The following is a 19,922-nucleotide window of genomic DNA, read 5'->3' on the forward strand; positions in this document are numbered from 1 at the left end:
ACCAGTGTGCCGCCGTTTGCTATTGGATCGGTTCGAAGAACGGTTGGCTTAGAAGCCCTTGCCATTCGTCAGTTCCATCCTGATGGTCTGGAGGATGATGTAGACGTCAAGCCAGATCGAGAAATTGGCAACATAATAGAGATCGCGGGCGATGCGAGCCCGGGCTTTCGAAGCACGATCCGTTGGCCCTCGCAGGCCGCGCATTTGCGCCAGCCCGGTAAGACCAGGCCGCATGCTGTGTCGCTGGTGATAATCCGGAACGAGTTCCTCATAGGTAACGCCGGCCGCAAGCATGCCGACGGCGTGGCATCTCGGACCGACAAGAGACATGTCCCCTTTGAGCACGTTGATGAGTTGCGGCAGTTCGTCGATATTGGATTTGCGAATGAATTGGCCGACCCGTGTAATCCGGGGATCGTTCCGAGTTGTCTGTGCGACGCCAGACACATCTCCCCGGTCGGTAAACATCGATCTGAACTTATAGATTTTAATCTTGCGACCGTCCTTCCCCCATCGGATCTGGGAAAACATCGGTGACCCTCTGCTCTCCGCACGGATGATCGCGCATATCAGGACGAACAGGGGAAGAAGCGTAACCAAGGCAATCAGGGATATCAGCATGTCGACTGCGCGCTTGGCCGCAAATTCCCAAGCCGCAGGCTGATCACTATATGTAAGCTTATAATTATCATTCGCCGAACTACCGGCGAGGTACTCACTAGCATCCAGTTGTACCACAAGCTCCACAGCACTCAAGGCAACCATCCAATATACGAGAGTTAATATATGACCGTCTTATCAATACTCCATATCTCGATTCTAAACACGAGTCAGCCCAGAACTTAATAAATGGTTAAATATAAAACAAGCAATATTGCTTTATTATTACATATGAAATTAGATTCGATACGTAGATTCGCAGCAACGTGCGGCGAAGCCCTCCGGTTCGTTCGAGAGAACCGTGATATTTTGCGGCGACGACTTGAGAGATTGATCAAGTTATCCGCTGCACAGTTTTAGCTATCATTGCCGCAATAATTTCGTCGCTTCCCGCACAGTATGCACATACCGAGATGTGCGTTGCTTCCAAGCAGAAATCCCCGGGCGCATGAGCGAAGGTTCGGGGAACGCTGCAAAAAAAGGGGACGGGTATACTTACCAAACGGGTAAGACGATCGGGTACAAGATCGACAACGGCAAGATCTGCCTGCGATTTCCGAACGGACAGAAAGGTTGCGTAAGCGTCGAAACTGACGGCAAGCGCTCTGAAATGATCACCAGAAAAGGTGATCGCTCCGACCTACAATCAGGCTCTTGCCGCAGCACTCCAGGACTAGGGTCACATCACTCGCCAACAGCTACGATCCATTCGGCGTGATGTTATTTGCGTCTTGCGTTTTAATCTGAAAAATATACTAGATATAGACGCAAAGTACGGATGATTAGAGAGGTTGAAATGGCCGCTTTACACGTAATTTCGAAGTTAACTATTGCGACATTACTCCTCGCAGCTTCGCTCGGGGCGTCGGCATACGCGGCGGACATCATTCAGCGGTCGAGGTATAACGAGACGCAAACGAACACACATCTTGTCCGCTCGAGCTACGTCACAGAGGAATGCGAACTGGTTGAGATCACCTACCGAGAACCGCGCCAGATCGAAATCGTCAGGGTCTGTTACCCGCCGATTTTCTGAGCGCGAAGTTTCTCGGCGAGCGTTTTCATGGTCGATCGGCGGCGCTACAGTTCGCTTCAATTTGACCGATCACACTAACTGTATTCGAACTATTGTGCGGTACATATTCCTCATCTTGTGAGGGAAAAATGTCGCGTCGTTTCAGAAATCTGTCATTTGCGTTCGGTGTCTCCATTGCTCTCTGGGCTGTCATCATCCAGGGCATCAGCCAGATTGCCGAGCACATCGGCACGCCTCACGACACGACTGTCACGGCAAGTATCAAGTAGATCCGAAACGCAACTCAGTTTGTGACTTGCTGAGCAGCGGCTTTCGGAAGCGGATACGTTCCAACGAGATTGTATCGACTTTCATCCAGCATTTCCCGCTTATATGAAATGGTTGCCGCCGCAATCTCTCTGCGAAAATCCTGCCCTCGCGCCAAGGCGTCTCCGAGCGAAATGGACAGATACGCATCGAGATCGAGCAAGCGTGCTGCAATTGCGGACGCCTGATAGGCGAGCGCTTCCCGTTCGGACAAAGTTCCGAAGCTTATTTTCAGCCGGAATGTCGCGTTCCCTGCGGCCTCCCTACCCCGGATCTGGACGAATATCGATGACTGACGTCCCAAATCCGCTCCCGTCACGAGATAGCTGCATTCCCATTTGGCGCCACCGTCTTCGCGGGTAAACACAGGCTCTACCTCGGCAAGGGCTGCAAGAGTAGCGCACTGCTCGTCAGCACGTATCGGGGCGCGGCCCTTCAAGAGGCGGGCTTTCTTTGCAAAGACCACCGACACCCCCATGCTTGCCTGTGCGGCGGACTGTGCATTGACAAAGGGCACGCTCAGGTTCGCAACGCTGCTTTGCTGGAAACCCAGCCGCAGCAACAAAAGCTTGAGACGCATGTGATCATTGGACAGGAGAAGGCTTGCGCCGATTGCGCTTGAGAAGGCGGCGAACAGGAGCATGAACACGACGAGACCTCCCGGCCCCCGATGCCTTGCCCCTTCCGCAAACCGCCTATCGTTGTAATATCTGCTCAAGCCAAGAAAACCTCGTGAGCACTGCAAAAAACAGGAAAGGTACTTAGGAAATAAAAACTGAGAACAATCTGGCGTGCATTAGAAAGGCGCGAACCCGACTTTCTTATTTACAGAAATGGCAATATCGATCGTTTTATTATTCCAATATTACGTTGGCACTGAACCCGAGCGCATGCGCTAACGGAAAGCATAATATCTCGCTACCGCAGTGCACGCTAGAGGCGTTTTATTATTCAGTTGCTACTAAAAGAAGAATGATCCGAGCCTAGACGTGGGTCATCACAGCCTCCGGCCAAAATCGGTTGCGAGGGCGTTGGTACAGTTCGAAGGCTCCAGATGTTCAGACGCCTAATCCGCCTTATCGTCTGAACTCACCGGCTTGCTGGTTGGGGGCGAAACACCTCCGCCGTGATCGGCCGACCACGTCTGCGGCGAGCTGTTATGAGGCTTTGAATCGCCCGCGGTTTGCTCTCGCTCCTGGCTATGCTCACCCTGCGTGCTCCCTTCCGCCTGTGCCTCCTCATTGCCGGTTTCGTCGCGTTTTTCTTCGGTCATGATGTTGCTCCTGTTCGGCGAAACAACAGCTAGAGAACGCAAGGGTTCCGCCCGGGTCTTCCGGGACAACAGATTGCGGCACGATGGCGTCCTGCCGGAAATCCTGCGCAAAGGCTGTGTCGTGGTTGCGTCGGGTCATGCGCGAACAAAAATGAGCAAAATAATCTTATTTGCCTGTTTTATTTGCTCGTTCCTCTCCTCCAACAGCACAGGTTTTCCTAGATAACACCGCATCGAAAGGCCATCAGGCCTGATGCCCGAAAGGAATGACCATGAACTGGCTGAAATCCATCGCTGCTGCCGCCCTGCTGCAGGCCGTTGCCATCACCCCATCTGTCGCTGGCGAAAACCTCGACCAGATCAAGGCCGCCGGCGTGATCAAGATCGGGACGGAAGGCACCTATGCGCCCTTCACTTTCCACGACAGCGCCAACAAGCTGACCGGCTTCGACGTCGAGATCGGCGAGGCTGTCGCCAACAAGCTTGGCGTGAAGGCAGAATTCATCGAAGGCAAGTGGGATGGCCTCATCGCTGGCATCGATGCCAAACGCTATGATGCCGTCATCAATCAGGTCGGCATCACCGAAGCCCGCAAGCAGAAATATGCCTTCTCCGACCCCTATATCGCGTCCAAGGCCGTGCTGATCGTTCGCAGCAATGATGAGGAGATCAAAGGGTTCGAGAGCCTCAAGGGCAAGAAGTCGGCACAGTCGCTGACCAGTAACTTCGGCAAGCTGGCCGAGGCGTCTGGAGCAGAGCTCGTCGGCACCGACGGCTTTGACCAGTCGATCCAGCTGGTTCTGACCCGCCGCGCCGATGCCACGATCAACGACAGTCTCTCCTTCCTCGATTTCAAGAAGAAGCAGCCTCAGGCTCCCGTGAAGATCGTTGCCGAAAAGGCGGATGCGGATTTCTCTGGCATCATCGTTCGCAAGGGCGACGACGAGCTGGTTTCAGCCATCAACAAGGCGCTCGCCGACATCAAGGCGGACGGAACCTACAAGACGATTTCTGACAAGTATTTCGGTCAGGACGTCTCGAAGTAAGAACGGACTGTTCCGTTCTTGAAACTGCGCCATATGTATTGAGATCAGAGCGCTCGGCGACCATCGCCGGGCGTCATATGTTTTGAGGTTCGCCGTGCCGCACTGGCTTCAATTGATGATCGATTCGTTGCCGACACTTCTGTGGGCCGGCGTGAAATTTACGATCCCGCTGACACTCCTTTCCTTTGTGCTGGGCCTATCGCTGGGGCTTGTCACCGCGGTCGCACGGTTGTTCGGGCCGTGGCCGGTTTCAGCAATCGCTCGCTTCTATGTATGGATCATTCGCGGTACACCACTCCTTGTGCAGCTCTTCGTGATCTTCTACGGCCTGCCGAGTGTGGGAATTCTGCTTGATGCCTTTACGGCGGCCCTGATCGGCTTCACGCTTAATGTCGGTGCCTACACGTCGGAAATCATCCGTGCAGCCATCTCCTCCGTCCCCAAGGGTCAGTGGGAAGCCGCCTATTCCACCGGCATGAACTGGCGCCAGGCGATGCGGCGCACGATCCTGCCGCAGGCAAGCCGGGTATCCGTGCCGCCTCTGTCAAACACGTTCATATCGCTGGTCAAGGATACCTCGCTTGCCGCGGCAATCACCGTGCCCGAACTTTTCCAGTCCGCGCAGCGTATCGTTGCCACGACGTATGAGCCGCTCATCCTCTATATCGAGGCCGCCATCATCTATCTCGCTTTGAGCTCCATCCTGTCTCACCTGCAGTCCCGGCTCGAATTTCGCTTTGCCCGATACGGCGGCATGCTGGAGGCCAACCGATGATCGAACTGTCGCATATCGAAAAGCGTTTCGGCGACGCCGTCATTCTGAAGGATATCTCTCTCAGCTTTCCGGAGGGCAGCGTTTCGGCTCTGGTCGGACCGTCGGGCGGCGGCAAGAGTACCTTGCTCCGCTGCATCAACCTCCTAGAGCAACCGACCGCCGGAAGCGTGCGCATAGGCGCTGAGAGCGTCGACTTTGCACCCGGCCGCAAGGCGCCGTGGCAATCCATTCAGAAAGTGCGCAGCCAGACGGGAATGGTGTTTCAGAACTTCCAGCTTTTCCCACATCGCACGGCCATCGAAAACGTCATGGAAGGGCTGCTTGTCGTCCAGAAATGGTCCCGCGAAAAAGCCAGGGCGCGCGCCATGGAATTGCTGACGAAAGTCGGCATGGAACACAAGGCCGATGCCTGGCCCGCCAATCTCTCAGGCGGCCAGCAGCAGCGTGTGGCAATTGCACGGGCGCTCGCGCCCTCGCCGAAGGTTCTTTTGTGCGACGAACCGACTTCGGCGCTTGACCCGGAGCTTTCCGCCGAGGTCGTCGACGTGCTCGGCACCCTTGCCAAAGAGGGCACGACCATGGTGATGGCGACGCACGATCTGCGACTTGCCTCGCAGGTTGCCAATCTCGTTGTCTTTCTCGAGGCGGGGCAGGTCATCGAGATCGGCAGCGCCGAACAGGTCTTTCGCAACCCTGTCCACGAACGCACACGTCAGTTCGTGTCGTCGATCAACGCCGCGCAGACCTTCTCGGCGTAGCCATTCCGGTGCTGCACGCCACTGCTGAAACCGCGTGCGGCCGTTGTTTGCATATTCAAAGACAGGGGTTGCCGAGCGATGACACAGACACGACCGCCACTCGATCCCCTCACCCAGGCGACGGTCACGATCGCCTGGGTGATCGTATTCAACAAGCCATTCTATCCCGTCTATGTCTGGTATCTCGTCGGCAATGGCGTGGCTGCCTCATGCGCTACCTTGCTTGCCGCCCCCCTGTTTCTCGCGATCCCTTTCATTGCTCGCCAATCACCCTTCATGGCGCGGTTGGCGTTGCCAATCGTCGGCACGCTCGACACGTTGTTCGAGACAAAACTGTTCGGGCATGGTTCGGGGACGGCTCTTTTTTTTGGTGCCTGCTTCATGCTTTCCGCACTGTCCTTTTTTGCCCAGGAGAAGTGGTGGCAGCGCGGCATGGCGGCCTTTGTCTTCGCTGTGTTTCTATTCGCACAGTATCTTCTCGGTCCTCCATTGCGGGTCTGGAGCGATCCTGACCTTGCCATCCTGCTCAGGCTCAACATGTTCTCGGTCGCATGCCTGATGGCCTTTATCGCCATACGTTATGCCGGTCTTGAGACGAGACGTGAGCGCCAATAACCTTTGGTGATCCCGCGACTGCACAGTGCCTAATCTCCGCAACATCTGGAAACACGGAATTTTCAGGTTTTCCCTAGAGAATGGAGCGGATTGCTGACGACCGTCAATTTTAACAGGATGTCGGAACCTGTCCGCGGTTAAAGCATTATTTTTCGCAACGCTTATGAGGGGCGACGGACTTTATGGCTGTGGAAAAAGATGTTCGCGGCGCAAGAGACGCAGGCGACCGGCTAATCGCCGCCCACGCATCCGGAGATCCGTTCGCAGCAGCTTTCAAAGCAACACGCATGCCGATGATCATCACCGATCCACGCCAGGTCGATAACCCGATCATCTTTTCCAATCGGGCATTCTCGAAGTTAACCGGGTACTCGGCGCAGGAACTTGTTGGGCGCAACTGCCGGCTCTTACAGGGGCCGCAAACTGATCCTGCGGCTGTTGCCAAAATTCGGGAAGCGGTGTCGCAAGAGCGGGATCTTGCGATCGACATTCTCAACTACCGGCGCGACGGCACGACCTTCTGGAATGCTCTCTTCGTCAGCCCGGTTCGGAACGAAGATGGGCAAGTCATCTACTTCTTCGCGTCTCAGTTGGACTTTACCAACATCAAGAGCAAAGAGGCAGAACTAGCGGCGGCTCGGCATATCGCGGAAGAGGAAGTCGCAAGGCGGACAGCGGACCTGACGGACGCGCTGACAACAAAGACCGCGCTCGTTCACGAAGTCGACCACCGCGTCAAAAACAATCTCCTCACCATCGCCTCGATCGTCAAGCTCCAGGCGCGGATGGCGGAGGACGAGGTAGCAAAGCGGACCCTGTTTTCCGTCCTCAGCCGCGTCGAAGCGCTGAGCACTGTTCACCGTAAGCTTCTGAATGACGATGATGTCGGCCATTTCGATGTTGCAGAGTTCGCAGGCGACCTCATCGTTGATGTGGTCGGCGCGCTTAGGCGATCTGACATTGTGATGACAACCGACCTGCACGAAGTCATCGTCCCGGCTGACAAGGCATCACCTCTCGCTCTTATCTTGAACGAGCTGATCGGTGATGTCGTTCGACGCGGCCTGAGCGATGGCGGCGGCGAAATTCACCTGGAAGTGAGACGCCTGAACGGACACTTCTTGGTAAGGGTCGTCGACACGGTCACCCCCGTTGTCTTTGACCAGCGCGAACACGACTTCGGGAGACTGATGCTGGAGACCTGTGCCAGGCAGCTGGGCGCTGAAATCGAACGGAAAACGGATGGCAAGCGCACAGAAGTGAGCGTTACCCTGATGGTCAATGAGTAAGGAACAGAATTTTGCGCGTGATGATCGTGGAAGACGAGGCGCTGCTGGCGCTCGAACTTGAAACTGAGGTCGAGGCTGCGGGTCACGATGTTGTCGGCCAGGCGGCTTCAAGCTCGACCGCATACGAACTTGCTGAAAAGACTGCGCCTGACTTCGCTTTCGTCGACATCCAACTTCTTGATGGCCCGACAGGGATCGACGTCGGAAAATTCCTTGCTTCGAAAAACGTCCCTTACATATTTGTTTCAGGAAATTTGAAGCGGATCCCGGACGATTTTGCAGGCGCGCTCGGCGCAATCGAGAAGCCGTACACAATGAACGGACTGCAGAACGCGTTGGATTATCTAGCGCTACGGGTCGAAGGTGGGGAAGTACCGAGCCCCCCTCCTGGCCTAATCCTGGCCTCCGAGGTCGCCTGACTGTTTAGAAGCATGGGCGCCGCCCTGTCTAACAGTGTCCATCAATCCGCAGACATCGGATACTGATGGCCTTCACTTCTCGAAAGTAGGGCCCCGCTGCTGCAGGGCCTCCACTTCTGGTGCTGGTCTAGCGATCAGGCTGCAGCCAGCGCCTTTTCGATATCCTGGATCGAATGGCCCGTAAGGTCCTTGTCGAGTTCGCCAATCAGAACGTCAGACAGCGACTTGTGGTAGCTCTTGCGCATTTCGCCGAGCGTGCGGGGAGCCGCCACGACAACAAGATTTTTGATCTTTCCATCCAGCACATGCTTGTTCAGCATGTCGGCAATGCCGTTGCTGAAACCGTCTTCGTCCTGCTGGCTGTCATCCGGGTTTGCGGAGCTGCTGGAATGGCGCGCACCGGAAGCGATTTTCGAGCTGTCGATGTCCGTGGCCGGCATCGCTCTCAGCTTGACGTTTGCTGCGTCACCTTCATTCTTGAAAAGGCTGAGCTTTTCGCCATCGGCAACGGCAACGATCGTGTTCTGTGGTAGCTGCATAAGGGTCTCCATAGTCAGCACCGCCTGCTTCCTTCGAGGAACCAGCCGGTGCATGTTTCGAGGCCTACAGTAATCCCGCAGCGGCGGATCGGTTCCGAGCAATGACGTGGATAGCGCTGAGTTATCTGATCCTTGACACCCGCCGTACCTGGCCGAACTGGCGCAAATCGGGCACCGGCTGCGACGCGGCTCCGTCGGCTACTGCGCGGTAAAAAACGTCAGAAGCACTTTTCCTTTTTCGCCCAGAAGGCAGACGAAACGATCAGGCTTACCGGTTTCGCCGCCGCGTGCGATATAGGCATCGCCCATGACGACGGTCTTCACCGCGACATTCTCGACTTTGGTATCCGCGGAGCTCACGGCCAGGGTTTCCATGTCGAGCACCAGATCGGTGATGGCGGACGATTTTTCCTGCAGCGCCAGCAAGCCGGTCGATTGGCATGCCTGGGCTGCCTCGTCGTTGTTCGTCTGGGCGTAGGTTGCTCCGGCGGTGAGGCAAAGAGCGGCAAAGGCGGTCACGGAAAGTCGTTTCATAAAGGCCCCCAAGAAAAGTCGGCATTGACTGCGACCTCGAATGCATTTGACCTCGATTTGTTCCCTTCCACTTTGAGGCTAAGCCCCGCGGATTGTGGCACAACAGGATACGCATGGCGTGGCGGCTTATCGATTTCCTGCGCCGATCAAGCACTCGGCTGCCGCTCGGTCATGATTAGGCGTTTGAGCGTGTACCTGTTAAACCTTTGCCAACGGATCGACCGTCATGACATCGCGCTGACCGTCGTGTCAGCTTTCAAGAAAGAGAGATCGATATGGGTTGGAAAACGCCAAAGGTCGAATACGTGAACGGTTACAAGATCGTCGAGGTCGATGGGCCATCCTTCAAGGTGTACGAAGGCGATCGCCAGTTGGGCGATGACTTCCCTTATTCCGGCGAGGCTGCGGCTCTCGCGAATTCTTTGCCGAAGCTGGATATGCCGAAACCTAGTCATGGGTTGCCCTCGTTCCGCTGACGGCGGGCCATCGCCTTTTCAAGTGATGCATCGCAAGGGATTGGCGATGGATATTTCGGTTCGGCTCACGACTTACCCTGGCCTCGATGATCGGATTGTCATCGTGAGGGCTGGCGACGAGGTCGATGCCGTCTTCGTGCGGACCGATCGGTTCAATGTCCTTGTCGATACGCTTGGCACCCCATCCCTGTGTCGGGAGGCGCTGGCACTGCTCGACGACCAGATGGGCGATCGGCCTCTGTTGGTTATCAACTCCCATATGGACTGGGACCACTTTTGGGGCAATTCCGGGCTTGGCGATCGCATACCGATCATCGCGCACGCCAAGGCGCTGGAGCGGCTGAACGATCCCGCTGCACGAGATAAGCTGGTCGAAAAACAGCGCGACGCACGATTTCGGGATGTCGAGATTGTTGCCCCCAATCTATGCTTCGCTGGCGAGAGCATGATCCTGGATGGCGGCGATCTGGTCCTCGAATTGCTTCACACGCCCGGACATACGCCCGATCATGTCGCGGTCTGGATCCCTTCCATCCAAACCTGTCTTGCGGTCGATGCCGTCGAGTGGCCGATCCCCGAGGTCTGGAGCACGGATCCTCACGATCTCAAGGCGCTTTGCTGCTCGTTGAAAACAATCCGTGATCTTGATGCCCGCCACGTCGTTCTAGCTCACGGCCAGACCTCCGCACCGTCGATCGTCGAAGCGAACCTTGCTTACTTTTCACGACTACACGACCGCGTCGCCGCTCTTGACGGCTCCGCGTTGGCCAACGCTGATCTCGACCAGAAAGACGGCTTGCGCCTGCGGGACTTCGTGAGCCTGCCAGAGGATATGCCGGGCGAGACGGCAGCATTTTACGAACGCTGCCATCGGTCCAACCTTTATGCGACAGCGGAAGCCCGGAAGGCCGGTGTCGCTTATATCTGAACCGTTCGTCCTCCGGCACGCGTGTTTGCTCGAACCGGACGGAGCGAGAGCACAATCTTCGTTCCCCTTTTGCGAGTATCAGGCTGAGCCTCACGGAACTCCTGCTCTTGCTACCTGTTGGATAGGACAGAAAAGGAGCACTGAAATGAGTAAACCGGAAGACGATGCAAAGGGTCAGTACGCCCCGTCCCAGGCCGATCGCAAGGCGACAGGGGTTCACAGCGCAAAGCCGACAGTCGTGACGGGCTCTGAAGACGCGACCGTTCACCGCGATGCGCCGGGAAAGAAATCCGACAAAGATTTCGATCTCAACTATGACCCCAAGGACATGAACGAAGGCAGTTTCCGCGGCTGAAGCACAGCACGCGGTCACCTACCCCAGCAGGATCAGCCGTGGCGCTCCATAAGATCGTCACGCTGCTCCTGCGTCAGTGGCCTGATTTTTTCGCCACGCAGCATCAGGAATAGTTTCGCCGTTTCTTCGAGCTCCTCTGTCGCGTATTGCGCCTCGCGCAGCGATTTCCCGGCAACCACCGGCCCGTGATTGGCGAGCAGGACGGCGTGACTGTGGCGAGCACGCTCCCGCACCGCCTCCGCCAAAGCGGCATCGCCTGGCGGGAAATACGGAGCCATCGGCAGTTTTCCCACCCGCATGACGTAATAAGCCGTCAGTGGCGGAAGAAGATCCTCCGGGTTCAGTCCTTCGATGAGGCTGATCGCGACGGCATTCGTCGAGTGAAGGTGAACGACCGCTGAAGCCGTGCTGCGTTCGCAATACATGCACTGGTGCAGAAACGCTTCCTTGGTCGGTTTGTCGCCGGAGACGTGCACGCCCTCAGCCGAGAATTTCGAAAGGCGCGCCGGATCGAGCGCGCCAAGCGATGCGTTTGTCGGCGTCATCAGCATATCGCCATTCGATAGCCGCGCACTGATGTTGCCGGTCGATCCGAACGTGAAGCACCGGTCGAAAAGCGACTTGCCAACCGTGACGATCTCGTCGCGAAGCTTTGTTTCCTCGGAAAGAACTGCCGTCATTTCAAAAGCTCCCACGCCTTGAGGAAGAAGTCGGCGGTGCCGAAATTGCCGGATTTGAGTGCAAGCGCCATAGGTGCGCCATCACCCATCGTCAGTGTCCAGGGCACACCCGGGTCGATCTCGCGGCCGATAAACAAGGCGGACGGCGACAGTGCTCCAACGACGGCGCCTGACGTTTCTCCGCCGGCAACGATCAGCCTCCGAACCCCGTTTTCGCGCAGTCCGATGGCGGTTTTTGCGAGGAACTGCTCGACGATCTCGCCAGCCTTTTCCTGTCCAAGGCTGTCTTGGGCCGCCAGAACATCCTTGGGATCGGCGCTCGAGTAGATCAGTGGAACGCCTTCCTGCGCCAGAGCCCATCTGATCGCTTCGTCAACGTCCATACGCCCTTGTGCGATATCGACCGGATCGAGCTTGAGCGTTGACATGCCGGCCTCGATAGCGGCCTTGATCTGGCCCCGTGTCGCCTCTGAACAGGAACCGGCAAGAATGGCGGCCCTCCCGTCCGGCGGTTCAAACTGTCCTGCCGTGATGTCTCGTTGCAAAAGCCCCGCGCGCCGAAAGTTCTCGGGCAGACCGATTGCGATGCCGGAACCGCCGGTGATCAGCGGGAACTCTGCGACTGCCTCACCGATCACGCGCAGATCCTGGTCGGTAATCGCGTCGACGACCACGACGCCGTCACCACGCCGACGCGCCTCGTCGAAGGCCGCACGAACGCTCTCGGCACCCTTTGCGACGTTCTCATGTGAGACAAGGCCGACCTGAAGTTTGGATTGTGCCGCCATCAGACGCACCAGCGACGAATCCGTCATCGGCGTCAGGGGGTGATGGCGCATGGGGCTATCCGACAGCAGTTGATCTGCCACGAAGAGATGACCCTTGTAGATCGTCCGGCGGTTGGCAGGGAAAGCAGGGCAAACGATCGTCAGATCCGTCCCAAGCTCGCGTGCGAGCGCATCGGTAACCGGCCCGATATTGCCCTTCGGCGTCGAATCGAAGGTCGAGCAGTATTTGAAGATGATCTGGCGGGCACCGGCCGTCTTCAGCCAACGCAGTGCCTCGAGCGACATCGCGACCGCCACGTCAGCGGGATTGGTACGGGATTTCAGGGCGACGACGACCGCGTCGACATCGCTCAAATCGAAATCGGCGGGCGGAACGCCCACCGTCTGGATCGTGCGCATGCCCTCCCTCGACAGCATCAGGGCAAGGTCCGTTGCGCCGGTCAAATCATCGGCGATTGCGCCAAGCAGCATATCATTCTCCCGTCTTGAGGATGGGCTCCGCCTTCAGGCGGTTGCCCCCTCTATAATTGAAAATCCCGTGTCAATGATCCGTGCCTCCTGTGGACGCTGAGGCGTCTCCAGCAAGGCTTCGATTGCCGTCTTGCCGATGGCAAAGCGATTGGAAAGCACCGTCGTCAGCGGCTTTGGCAGAACCTGTCCGATCTCGAGCCCGTTGAAGCCCATCAGCGCGAGACCGTCCGGCACCGGCATTCCGGCCGCCATGCAGTGCATGAAACCGCCCACCGCCATGTCGTCGTTGGAAAACGCCGCCGCATCGATGGCGGCACCGTCGGCAAGAAGACTGGCCAGAGCTCGACGTCCTTCGAGCGTCGAACTTGGCGCCTCTGTCCGATACTCTGCGACCAGCGACAGGCCCGTCTCAGACAAACCTTCGCAAAGCCCCTCATACCGTAAACGCGCGCGCCGATCCGCAGTCCAGTCATGGCCGACATAGCCGATCCTCGAATAGCCGCGCTGAACGAGATGGCGTGCCATCGCGCGGCCGGCCTCGCGATGCGACAGGCCGACCGCAAGGTCGATGGGCCGGTCATCGATATCCATCAGTTCGGCGATCCGCACCCGGCTGCCTTCAAGCATGCGTCTTGCGGCCGTGGTATGCTCGAAACCTGTGGTGATGATCGCCGCCGGATGCCAGGCCAGAAGCGACGAAATAATATCCTGCTCGGTCTCGAGACTGTAATCGGTCACACCGATCATCGGGCGATAGGACGTGCCGATCAGCCCAGCATTTATACCCCTGAGCACTTCGGGAAAAACGATGTTCGACAACGACGGCAAGATGACGCCGATGATCGGCGAAGACGAGGACGCAAGCGAACCGGCAGCCCTGTTAGGGACATAGCCGAGTGCGTCGATTGCCGCATTGACGCGGAGTCTTGTCTCCGGTGCGATCGGCCCCTTGTTGCGGATCACGCGCGAGACGGTGTTCTCGCTAACTTTTGCCAGCCGAGCGACATGCGCAAGCGTCGGCGTCTCAGCGGCCGAGGGCACGCTATCGTCTGCAATCGACCTCCCCTCCCCGTCCAAGTCGTTCTCTCCTCCATTTATCTCAGCGCTAACATATGTCACTTGAACAGGGCAAGAGGATGTGGTTGAAAACATGTTAGCGCTGAGATTCTGACTACACAGCGCTTCATGGAGGTGCCGCTCATGTCCAGCCCAACCACTATCGCCATCATTGGCCTCGGCTCAATGGGACTAGGCATGGCACGCTCTGTGCTGAGCGCCGGTCACAAGGTTCGCGGCTTCGACGTCAACCGGGACGCGCTCTCGACCCTCGAAAATGAAGGTGGCGTTGCTGCCTCCTCGCCGGGCGATGCTGTTGAAGGCGCTGACATCGCGGTCGTCGTGGTCGTCAATGCGGCACAGACGGAAACAGTCCTTTTCGGCGAGGCCGGGATCGTCAGCGCGATGCATTCCGGCGGCGTCATCGTCTGCTGTGCCACCGTGTCGCCCAGCGACGCCAAATCCTTCGCTGCGCGAACCGAGGCAGCCGGGCTGCTTTATCTCGACGGCCCCATCAGCGGCGGCTCGAAGAAGGCGCATTCGGGAGAACTGACCTTCATGGCATCGGGCTCACCTGAAGCATTCAAGGCGGCGCGGCCGGCGCTCGATGCGATGGCCGCCACCGTCTACGAGCTTGGCGACCAGCCAGGTGTCGGCTCCTCCTTCAAGATCGTCAATCAGTTGCTGGCAGGTGTCCATATAGCGGCCGCCTGCGAAGCGATCACATTCGCGAAAAGCCTCGATCTCGACATTGCCAGGGTCTTTGACGTCATCACCAAATCGGCTGGCAATAGCTGGATGTTCGAAAACCGCATACCGCATGTGCTCGATGGCGATTACAGCCCCCAAAGTGCCGTTTCGATCTTCACCAAGGATCTCGGCATTGTCTCCGACATAGGCCGCCAGCAGAAGTTTCCGCTTCCGATCACCGCGGCCGCATTGCAACTCTTCATCATGACCGAGGCCGCCGGGATGGGTCGCGATGACGACAGTTCGGTTGCGCGGCTGCTCGCCCAGATCACCGGGCTTCACCTGCCCGGCATGCCAGAGAAAGAATAGGCCCATGCCGAAGTTTGCCGCAAACCTGTCGATGATGTTCAACGAGCGACCGTTCCTGGAGCGGTTCGCGGCTGCGGCCACGGCTGGCTTTAGCGCCGTCGAGTATCTCTTCCCTTACGACTATCCAGCCGACGTCGTCGCCGAGAAGCTTCGTGATGCCGGGCTAAACCAGGCCCTGTTCAACATGCCACCCGGGAATTGGACAGGCGGCGATCGGGGTCTTGCGAGCCTCTCCGACCGGCGCGAGGAGTTCGAGTCGTCGCTGGTCAAGGCAATTGCCTATGGCAAGGCGCTCGGAACGCCGCTTCTTCACATGATGGCCGGGATCGCGCCAGCGGATGATCCCACCGCTGCTTCCTGCTATGTGGACAATCTGAAAAAGGCGGCCGATGCAACGGCCGAAGCCGGTATCGGTCTCGTCATCGAGCCGATCAACAAACGCGATATGCCGGGTTATTTTCTTAACGACTTCAATCGCGCATTCGATCTCGTGGTCGATCTCGATCGCCCCAATGTCAGTCTTCAGTTCGACATCTATCACCGCCAGATCATGCACGGAGATGTCATCACAGCCTTGAGGCAGATGGCGCCGCGCATCGGGCATATCCAGATTGCGGCGGTTCCTACCCGGCATGAACCCATGACAGGCGAACTCAACGACCGCATCATCTTCGAAGAGATCGACGCCCTCGGCTATCAGGGTTATGTCGGCTGCGAATACCGGCCTGCGGGAGTAACCGAGGACGGACTGGGCTGGATGAGTTCGATCTGAACCCGGCTCACCCCTTTACCGAAGTATGCATCCGGCTTGCATCATCCGTCGCTCGTCAGTTCCGCCCTGATCCGTCGCTGTTCTTGCAGCGCCGTCTGGAGTTGCGTCAAGAACGCCTCGACGCCGGGCGTCATCGGGCGATCTCGACGCGTGACGATCCCGTATGATCCCATCACCGCAGGCAGCGTGACCGGGATCTCGACCAGCAGGTTATGGCGGATGTAGAAGTCCGATACGTCGCCGGGCATCACGGCCAGCATGTCGCTCTCGTGCATCAGCGCCACCATCGTCATCATTGACGAAGTTTCGACGATGTTTTGGGGACCGGACAGTCGCATTTCGGCAAAGACGGGCGCCAGAACCTTTCGCATCGGGCTTCCGGCCGGCAGAAGCGTCCAGGGCCATTCGCCGAGCTCGCGCACCGTGACGGACGACCTGCTCGCGAGCGGATGGTCCCGCCGGCCGACGACTTTCAGCGGTTCGTCGATGAGATCGACGTAATCGAAGTCGTTGCGATCGCCGAGCACGATCGGTCGTGCCAGCAGCACATCGAGGTGACCGTTCAACAGGGAGCCAACGAGCGCATCGCTTGTCCCAGCATCGATCGAGACCTGCAGGCCGGGATGCTCGCGCTTGAGCGCAGCGACAGCCTTTGCCAGCAGAAACGGAACGGCGCTGATGACAGCCCCGATCCGCAACGTGCCGGATGCGCCCGACGACAGCGAATCGAGATCCTCCCTCGTCCGGACGATTTCCATCTGCATGAGCCGCGCATGTCTGATCATCACCTCGCCATAGGGCGTTGCGCGCATGCCCCTGGAACTGCGCTCGAACAGCGGATGGCCGACGGCCGCTTCCAGATCCTGAATCAGTTTCGTCGCCGTCGGCTGCGTCATGTTGAGAGCCGACGCGGCTTTTCGCAGGCTCGCGACCTTTCCAAGCTCGACGAGAAGCAGGAGTTGCGTGCTTTTCAGATGGCGCAGGAGCGACAGCCCGCGGTCGAAACGCTCTGATGTCATTGGCGCAATCCATTTCAGCCGGCAGATGCCATGATCGGAAAAGCCGATCACATGATCTGTATATTTCATTATTTCGGCATAGCCAGTCAACTATATTCCCGGGATGCACGGTGGAGAGGAACGCCGATCAAGGAGGTCGGTGACAACCGGGTGGATGCAAGCCTGATGAGGCCTGCGCCGACAAGTCAGGGAGGATTTGTATCTATGTCCGAAATTGAACAGCAACCCGTTGCCGCTGGCCGCGTGGAGCTAAAGGGTAAAGCGGCAACGAATGTACGATGGTACATCTTCGTCGTCGTTTTCCTGCTCGTTGTCATCAACATGGTCGACCGTACGGCTCTGTCGATCGCCATGCCCAGCATTGCCGCCGAATTCTCGCTCGGCCCTGCCATGCAGGGTCTTATCCTGAGCTCCTTCTTCTGGAGCTATGCATTGATGCAGATCCCCGGAGGCATGCTGATCGACCGCTTTGGCGCACGCTCGGTCATCACGGTGTCCACACTCGGTTGGGGTATCTTCCAGACCATTGCGGGCTTCACGACCGGCGGCATCTCGCTTCTGTTGACGCGCATCGGTCTCGGCGCGGCGGAAGCGCCTCTCTTCCCGGCCGGAGCAAAACTCAATTCGATCTGGCTTTCGAAACGGGAACGGGCACGCGGTGCCGTTTTCATGGATAGCGGTGCCCCGCTCGGGGCTGCCATCGGCGGCGTCCTGATCAGCTGGCTCATCCTTACGCTCGGAAGCTGGCGGCTTGCCTTCATCGTCGCCGGGCTCGTGACCATTCTTTTGGGCTGGCTCGCATGGCGTTACCTCCGTGACAATCCGTCCACGCATCCGGGCATCAACGCTACGGAAATGGATATCATCAACGAAGTGGGGCAACCGAAGTCCGAGGCTACGGAAAGCGAACCGACCGAAATCCTTCGCCGGTCGATCGTCAGCCTCGTGGCAGGTCGCGCCGGATGGGCGATGATCAATTTCGGTCTGCTGACCTGGGGCCCGAGCTATCTTGCGCAGGCGCGCAACTTCAACCTGAAGGAAATGGGCGGAGCGACTTTCGTCATCTTCCTCGCCGGCATGCTGGGTTCGCTCGCGAGCGGCTTTGTCGCCGACAAGATGGTGGCCGCAGGGTTTAAACGATCCGTCGTCTACAAGCTTCTTCTGGGCATCACTGGCCTCGGCGTCGCCGCCACATTCATCGCTCTGCCGCATGTGAGCAGCCCGGTTGCCGCGGTCGCGCTTCTCTCCGCCACACTATTCCTGCTCTACTTCGGCAGCCTTTACTGGAGCCTCCCCTCGATCCTCGCGCCGAAGAGCCGGGTCGGCGTCATCGGCGGCACAATGAACTTTGCCGGCAGTGTCAGCGGCATCATCGTCCCGATCCTGACAGGCTTCATCCTTCAATGGACCGGTGGCTCCTATGGCACCGTGCTCGGCTTCTTTGCGGGCTGCGCCGTCGTCTATGTCATCGCCACTCTCACCATCGACTTCAACGAAGGTACTCGTGAACGGAAGGGCAGCTAATTGGACGACTTTCCTCTTTGGGACGGCCCTATCGTCGATGCGCATCAGCATTTCTGGGACCCCGTCGCCAACGACCATCCCTGGCTAAAGCCGGAGGCAAAAATCCCCTTTCGGTATGGCGACTACAGCTCGATCAAGCGGCGCTATCTTCCGCCCGACTACCTGAAGGACGCGGAAGGTCACAACGTCGTGCAGACGGTCTATGTCGAGACCGAGTGGGATCCGGCCGATCCCATTGGGGAAAGCCGATACGCAACCAAGGTCGCGGATGAATTCGGGCTTCCCAATGCCATCGTCGCCCAGGCATGGCTCGATAGGCCCGATGTGGCTGATGTCCTTGCCGATCAGGCAGCGTTCGAGCTGGTGCGCAGCGTGCGTCACAAGCCGGGCGGCGCCGAAAGCGCCGCTGTTGCTGCCGATCACCGAACTCTCATGACCGACGAGACCTGGCGCAAAGGCTACGCCCTTCTCGAGACGCATGGACTGAGCTTCGATCTCCAGACGAACTGGTGGCATCTCGACGAGGCCATGCTGCTGGCACGGGATTTTCCTTCCACGACCATCATCCTCAACCACACGGGTCTGCCATCGGATCGATCCAGCGAAGGGATGAAGGGATGGCACGCGGCGATGGGCAAGTTTGCGGATATGCCCAATGTCTGCGTCAAGATTTCTGGGATCGGCCAGAAAGGGCGGCCTTGGTCAATCGAGGACAACAGCGCCATCATTACCGAAACCATTGCTATGTTCTCAGCCGAGCGGACGATGTTTGCCAGCAATTTCCCGGTCGATAGTCTATGCGGTTCATTTGACACGATCTATTCGGGCTTCAAGGACGTGGCGGCACGCTATTCCCTGAGAGATCAGGCAAAACTCTTTGCGGGGACTGCACGCAAATACTACCGGCTGCCGATGGCGAACGAACCCGGCATGACCGGCACCGCGCCTGAGGTCGCCCGGACGGCTCTCTTTGGGTAGCACGCAGTCGAAGGCTGAATAGACCTGGCTGCGATCGCGAATCGCCGATCGGGACCTGAATCTAAGGTTGCTGTTGTGCTATCCGCATGACGGTTCCCGTTGCCGATCAGCCTAAGTTCTCTAAAAAAAATCTCGCGATCCGTTCAAACTCGCGTTCGCAAACGCGAGTTTGAACAGTCGGGCTATCGCGTAAAGCAAGAGCAAATCGATTAGATCGCGCTGATCGATCGTATCGCCGCCTGCGCTCCCCTGTCCGCAAAATTTTGTATACAAAATTCTGAAGACTTGATGTGTGCTAATAGATGGCCTATGATTTTCCTCGGATGGAGGAGATTATGGCGTCAGGACGAAGCCCAAAATCAGTCGGACTTGCGCCCGCAAGAGGCGTCTCGGCGAGGCCCAACCGCCACGATCAGAGTGGCTTCAGCGCGCTCGCTTCTTTCTCATTCGAATTCAAAGAACTGCCCGACATCACGAGATCGCAGCCGGCGTCTGCCTGGCCGCTCATTGCCGGGTCGATCTCACGAGGTGCGCCGAGGACGCAGTTCGCTGCCGCTTCGTGAACA

23 protein-coding genes are annotated in these 19,922 nt (G+C 57.9%); 14 read left to right on the forward strand and 9 right to left on the reverse strand.

The features are described from left to right. Positions 1-48: 48 nt before the first annotated feature. Positions 49-729, reverse strand: a complete 681-nt coding sequence (locus ACQY1P_RS03505) for a sugar transferase (RefSeq protein ID WP_430253905.1) — start codon at positions 727-729, stop codon at positions 49-51. 1,095 nt (positions 730-1,824) lie between these two features. Here ACQY1P_RS03505 and ACQY1P_RS03510 point away from each other — a divergent pair. Then, positions 1,825-1,965 (forward strand): hypothetical protein, encoded by a 141-nt coding sequence (locus tag ACQY1P_RS03510; RefSeq protein ID WP_156461709.1) that lies wholly within the window; start codon positions 1,825-1,827, stop codon positions 1,963-1,965. Between the two features lie 14 nt (positions 1,966-1,979). On the opposite strand, the gene ACQY1P_RS03515 is transcribed toward ACQY1P_RS03510, so the two are convergent. Both ACQY1P_RS03515 and ACQY1P_RS03520 read right to left on the reverse strand, forming a co-directional pair. Next, entirely contained in the window at positions 1,980-2,645 is a 666-nt protein-coding gene (locus ACQY1P_RS03515) for a DUF6030 family protein (protein WP_430253907.1), read from the reverse strand. A gap of 423 nt (positions 2,646-3,068) precedes the next feature. After that, the gene (locus ACQY1P_RS03520; RefSeq protein ID WP_113165071.1) at positions 3,069-3,275 is read right to left on the reverse strand and encodes a hypothetical protein; all 207 of its coding nucleotides are present in this window, start codon (positions 3,273-3,275) and stop codon (positions 3,069-3,071) included. A gap of 272 nt (positions 3,276-3,547) precedes the next feature. On the opposite strand from ACQY1P_RS03520, the gene ACQY1P_RS03525 reads away from it, so the two are divergent. The 6 genes from ACQY1P_RS03525 to ACQY1P_RS03550 all read left to right on the forward strand — a co-directional run bounded on the left by ACQY1P_RS03525 (position 3,548) and on the right by ACQY1P_RS03550 (position 8,177). Next, complete coding sequence (locus ACQY1P_RS03525) at positions 3,548-4,321, forward strand: amino acid ABC transporter substrate-binding protein (RefSeq protein WP_062460378.1); 774 nt, start codon at positions 3,548-3,550, stop codon at positions 4,319-4,321. A gap of 94 nt (positions 4,322-4,415) precedes the next feature. Further along, a complete protein-coding gene (locus ACQY1P_RS03530) occupies positions 4,416-5,096 on the forward strand; it encodes an amino acid ABC transporter permease (protein ID WP_062458746.1) in 681 nt (226 codons plus the stop codon). Next, positions 5,093-5,854 (forward strand): amino acid ABC transporter ATP-binding protein, encoded by a 762-nt coding sequence (locus ACQY1P_RS03535; RefSeq protein WP_430252921.1) that lies wholly within the window; start codon positions 5,093-5,095, stop codon positions 5,852-5,854. The genes ACQY1P_RS03530 and ACQY1P_RS03535 overlap by 4 nt, the downstream gene beginning before the upstream one ends. A 78-nt stretch (positions 5,855-5,932) precedes the next feature. Further along, positions 5,933-6,469 (forward strand): hypothetical protein, encoded by a 537-nt coding sequence (locus ACQY1P_RS03540; protein ID WP_184655272.1) that lies wholly within the window; start codon positions 5,933-5,935, stop codon positions 6,467-6,469. A 182-nt stretch (positions 6,470-6,651) separates the two neighbouring features. After that, positions 6,652-7,758, forward strand: coding sequence for a PAS domain-containing protein (locus ACQY1P_RS03545; protein ID WP_062458733.1), 1,107 nt, complete (start codon positions 6,652-6,654; stop codon positions 7,756-7,758). Positions 7,759-7,769: 11 nt separating this feature from the next. Beyond that, positions 7,770-8,177 (forward strand): response regulator, encoded by a 408-nt coding sequence (locus ACQY1P_RS03550; RefSeq protein WP_062458730.1) that lies wholly within the window; start codon positions 7,770-7,772, stop codon positions 8,175-8,177. 134 nt (positions 8,178-8,311) lie between these two features. Here ACQY1P_RS03550 and ACQY1P_RS03555 read toward each other — a convergent pair whose 3' ends face one another. Both ACQY1P_RS03555 and ACQY1P_RS03560 read right to left on the reverse strand, forming a co-directional pair. Beyond that, positions 8,312-8,716, reverse strand: a complete 405-nt coding sequence (locus ACQY1P_RS03555; RefSeq protein WP_062576571.1) for a host attachment family protein — start codon at positions 8,714-8,716, stop codon at positions 8,312-8,314. Between the two features lie 198 nt (positions 8,717-8,914). Then, on the reverse strand, positions 8,915-9,250 hold the full coding sequence (locus ACQY1P_RS03560; protein ID WP_062458725.1) for a hypothetical protein: 336 nt from the start codon (positions 9,248-9,250) through the stop codon (positions 8,915-8,917). Between the two features lie 275 nt (positions 9,251-9,525). Between ACQY1P_RS03560 and ACQY1P_RS03565 the strand changes: the two genes are divergently transcribed. From ACQY1P_RS03565 to ACQY1P_RS03575, 3 genes are all read left to right on the forward strand, one after another. Further along, entirely contained in the window at positions 9,526-9,726 is a 201-nt protein-coding gene (locus ACQY1P_RS03565; RefSeq protein WP_062576573.1) for a hypothetical protein, read from the forward strand. Between the two features lie 46 nt (positions 9,727-9,772). Next, positions 9,773-10,654, forward strand: a complete 882-nt coding sequence (locus ACQY1P_RS03570; protein ID WP_430252923.1) for an MBL fold metallo-hydrolase — start codon at positions 9,773-9,775, stop codon at positions 10,652-10,654. 145 nt (positions 10,655-10,799) lie between these two features. After that, entirely contained in the window at positions 10,800-11,009 is a 210-nt protein-coding gene (locus ACQY1P_RS03575) for a hypothetical protein (RefSeq protein ID WP_062576577.1), read from the forward strand. Positions 11,010-11,041: 32 nt separating this feature from the next. On the opposite strand, the gene otnC is transcribed toward ACQY1P_RS03575, so the two are convergent. The 3 genes from otnC to ACQY1P_RS03590 are packed head-to-tail and all read right to left on the reverse strand — an operon-like array spanning position 11,042 to position 14,025. Then, on the reverse strand, positions 11,042-11,689 hold the full coding sequence (gene otnC, locus ACQY1P_RS03580) for a 3-oxo-tetronate 4-phosphate decarboxylase (RefSeq protein WP_430252925.1): 648 nt from the start codon (positions 11,687-11,689) through the stop codon (positions 11,042-11,044). After that, positions 11,686-12,948, reverse strand: a complete 1,263-nt coding sequence (gene otnK / locus ACQY1P_RS03585) for a 3-oxo-tetronate kinase (RefSeq protein ID WP_430252927.1) — start codon at positions 12,946-12,948, stop codon at positions 11,686-11,688. The genes otnC and otnK overlap by 4 nt, the downstream gene beginning before the upstream one ends. Before the next feature lie 33 nt (positions 12,949-12,981). Beyond that, positions 12,982-14,025 carry a LacI family DNA-binding transcriptional regulator gene (locus ACQY1P_RS03590; RefSeq protein ID WP_062458707.1) on the reverse strand — a complete coding sequence of 348 codons (1,044 nt, stop codon included), beginning with the start codon at positions 14,023-14,025 and terminating at the stop codon, positions 12,982-12,984. 123 nt (positions 14,026-14,148) lie between these two features. Between ACQY1P_RS03590 and ltnD the strand changes: the two genes are divergently transcribed. Together ltnD and otnI are read left to right on the forward strand one after the other, a co-directional pair. Further along, complete coding sequence (gene ltnD, locus ACQY1P_RS03595; protein ID WP_113110285.1) at positions 14,149-15,063, forward strand: L-threonate dehydrogenase; 915 nt, start codon at positions 14,149-14,151, stop codon at positions 15,061-15,063. A 4-nt stretch (positions 15,064-15,067) separates the two neighbouring features. After that, complete coding sequence (gene otnI, locus ACQY1P_RS03600) at positions 15,068-15,835, forward strand: 2-oxo-tetronate isomerase (RefSeq protein WP_430252929.1); 768 nt, start codon at positions 15,068-15,070, stop codon at positions 15,833-15,835. 41 nt (positions 15,836-15,876) lie between these two features. Here otnI and ACQY1P_RS03605 read toward each other — a convergent pair whose 3' ends face one another. Next, positions 15,877-16,923 (reverse strand): LysR family transcriptional regulator, encoded by a 1,047-nt coding sequence (locus ACQY1P_RS03605; protein ID WP_430252931.1) that lies wholly within the window; start codon positions 16,921-16,923, stop codon positions 15,877-15,879. Between the two features lie 135 nt (positions 16,924-17,058). Between ACQY1P_RS03605 and ACQY1P_RS03610 the strand changes: the two genes are divergently transcribed. Together ACQY1P_RS03610 and ACQY1P_RS03615 are read left to right on the forward strand one after the other, a co-directional pair. Beyond that, on the forward strand, positions 17,059-18,378 hold the full coding sequence (locus tag ACQY1P_RS03610; RefSeq protein WP_062458697.1) for an MFS transporter: 1,320 nt from the start codon (positions 17,059-17,061) through the stop codon (positions 18,376-18,378). Then, positions 18,379-19,356: an amidohydrolase family protein gene (locus ACQY1P_RS03615; protein ID WP_430252933.1), complete on the forward strand. Its 978-nt coding sequence runs from the start codon at positions 18,379-18,381 to the stop codon at positions 19,354-19,356. It begins immediately after the preceding gene. The last annotated feature ends 566 nt before the right edge of the window (positions 19,357-19,922 follow it).

It is taken from the genome of Neorhizobium sp. DAR64872/K0K18, from assembly GCF_050500175.1.
GTDB lineage: Bacteria > Pseudomonadota > Alphaproteobacteria > Rhizobiales > Rhizobiaceae > Neorhizobium > Neorhizobium soli.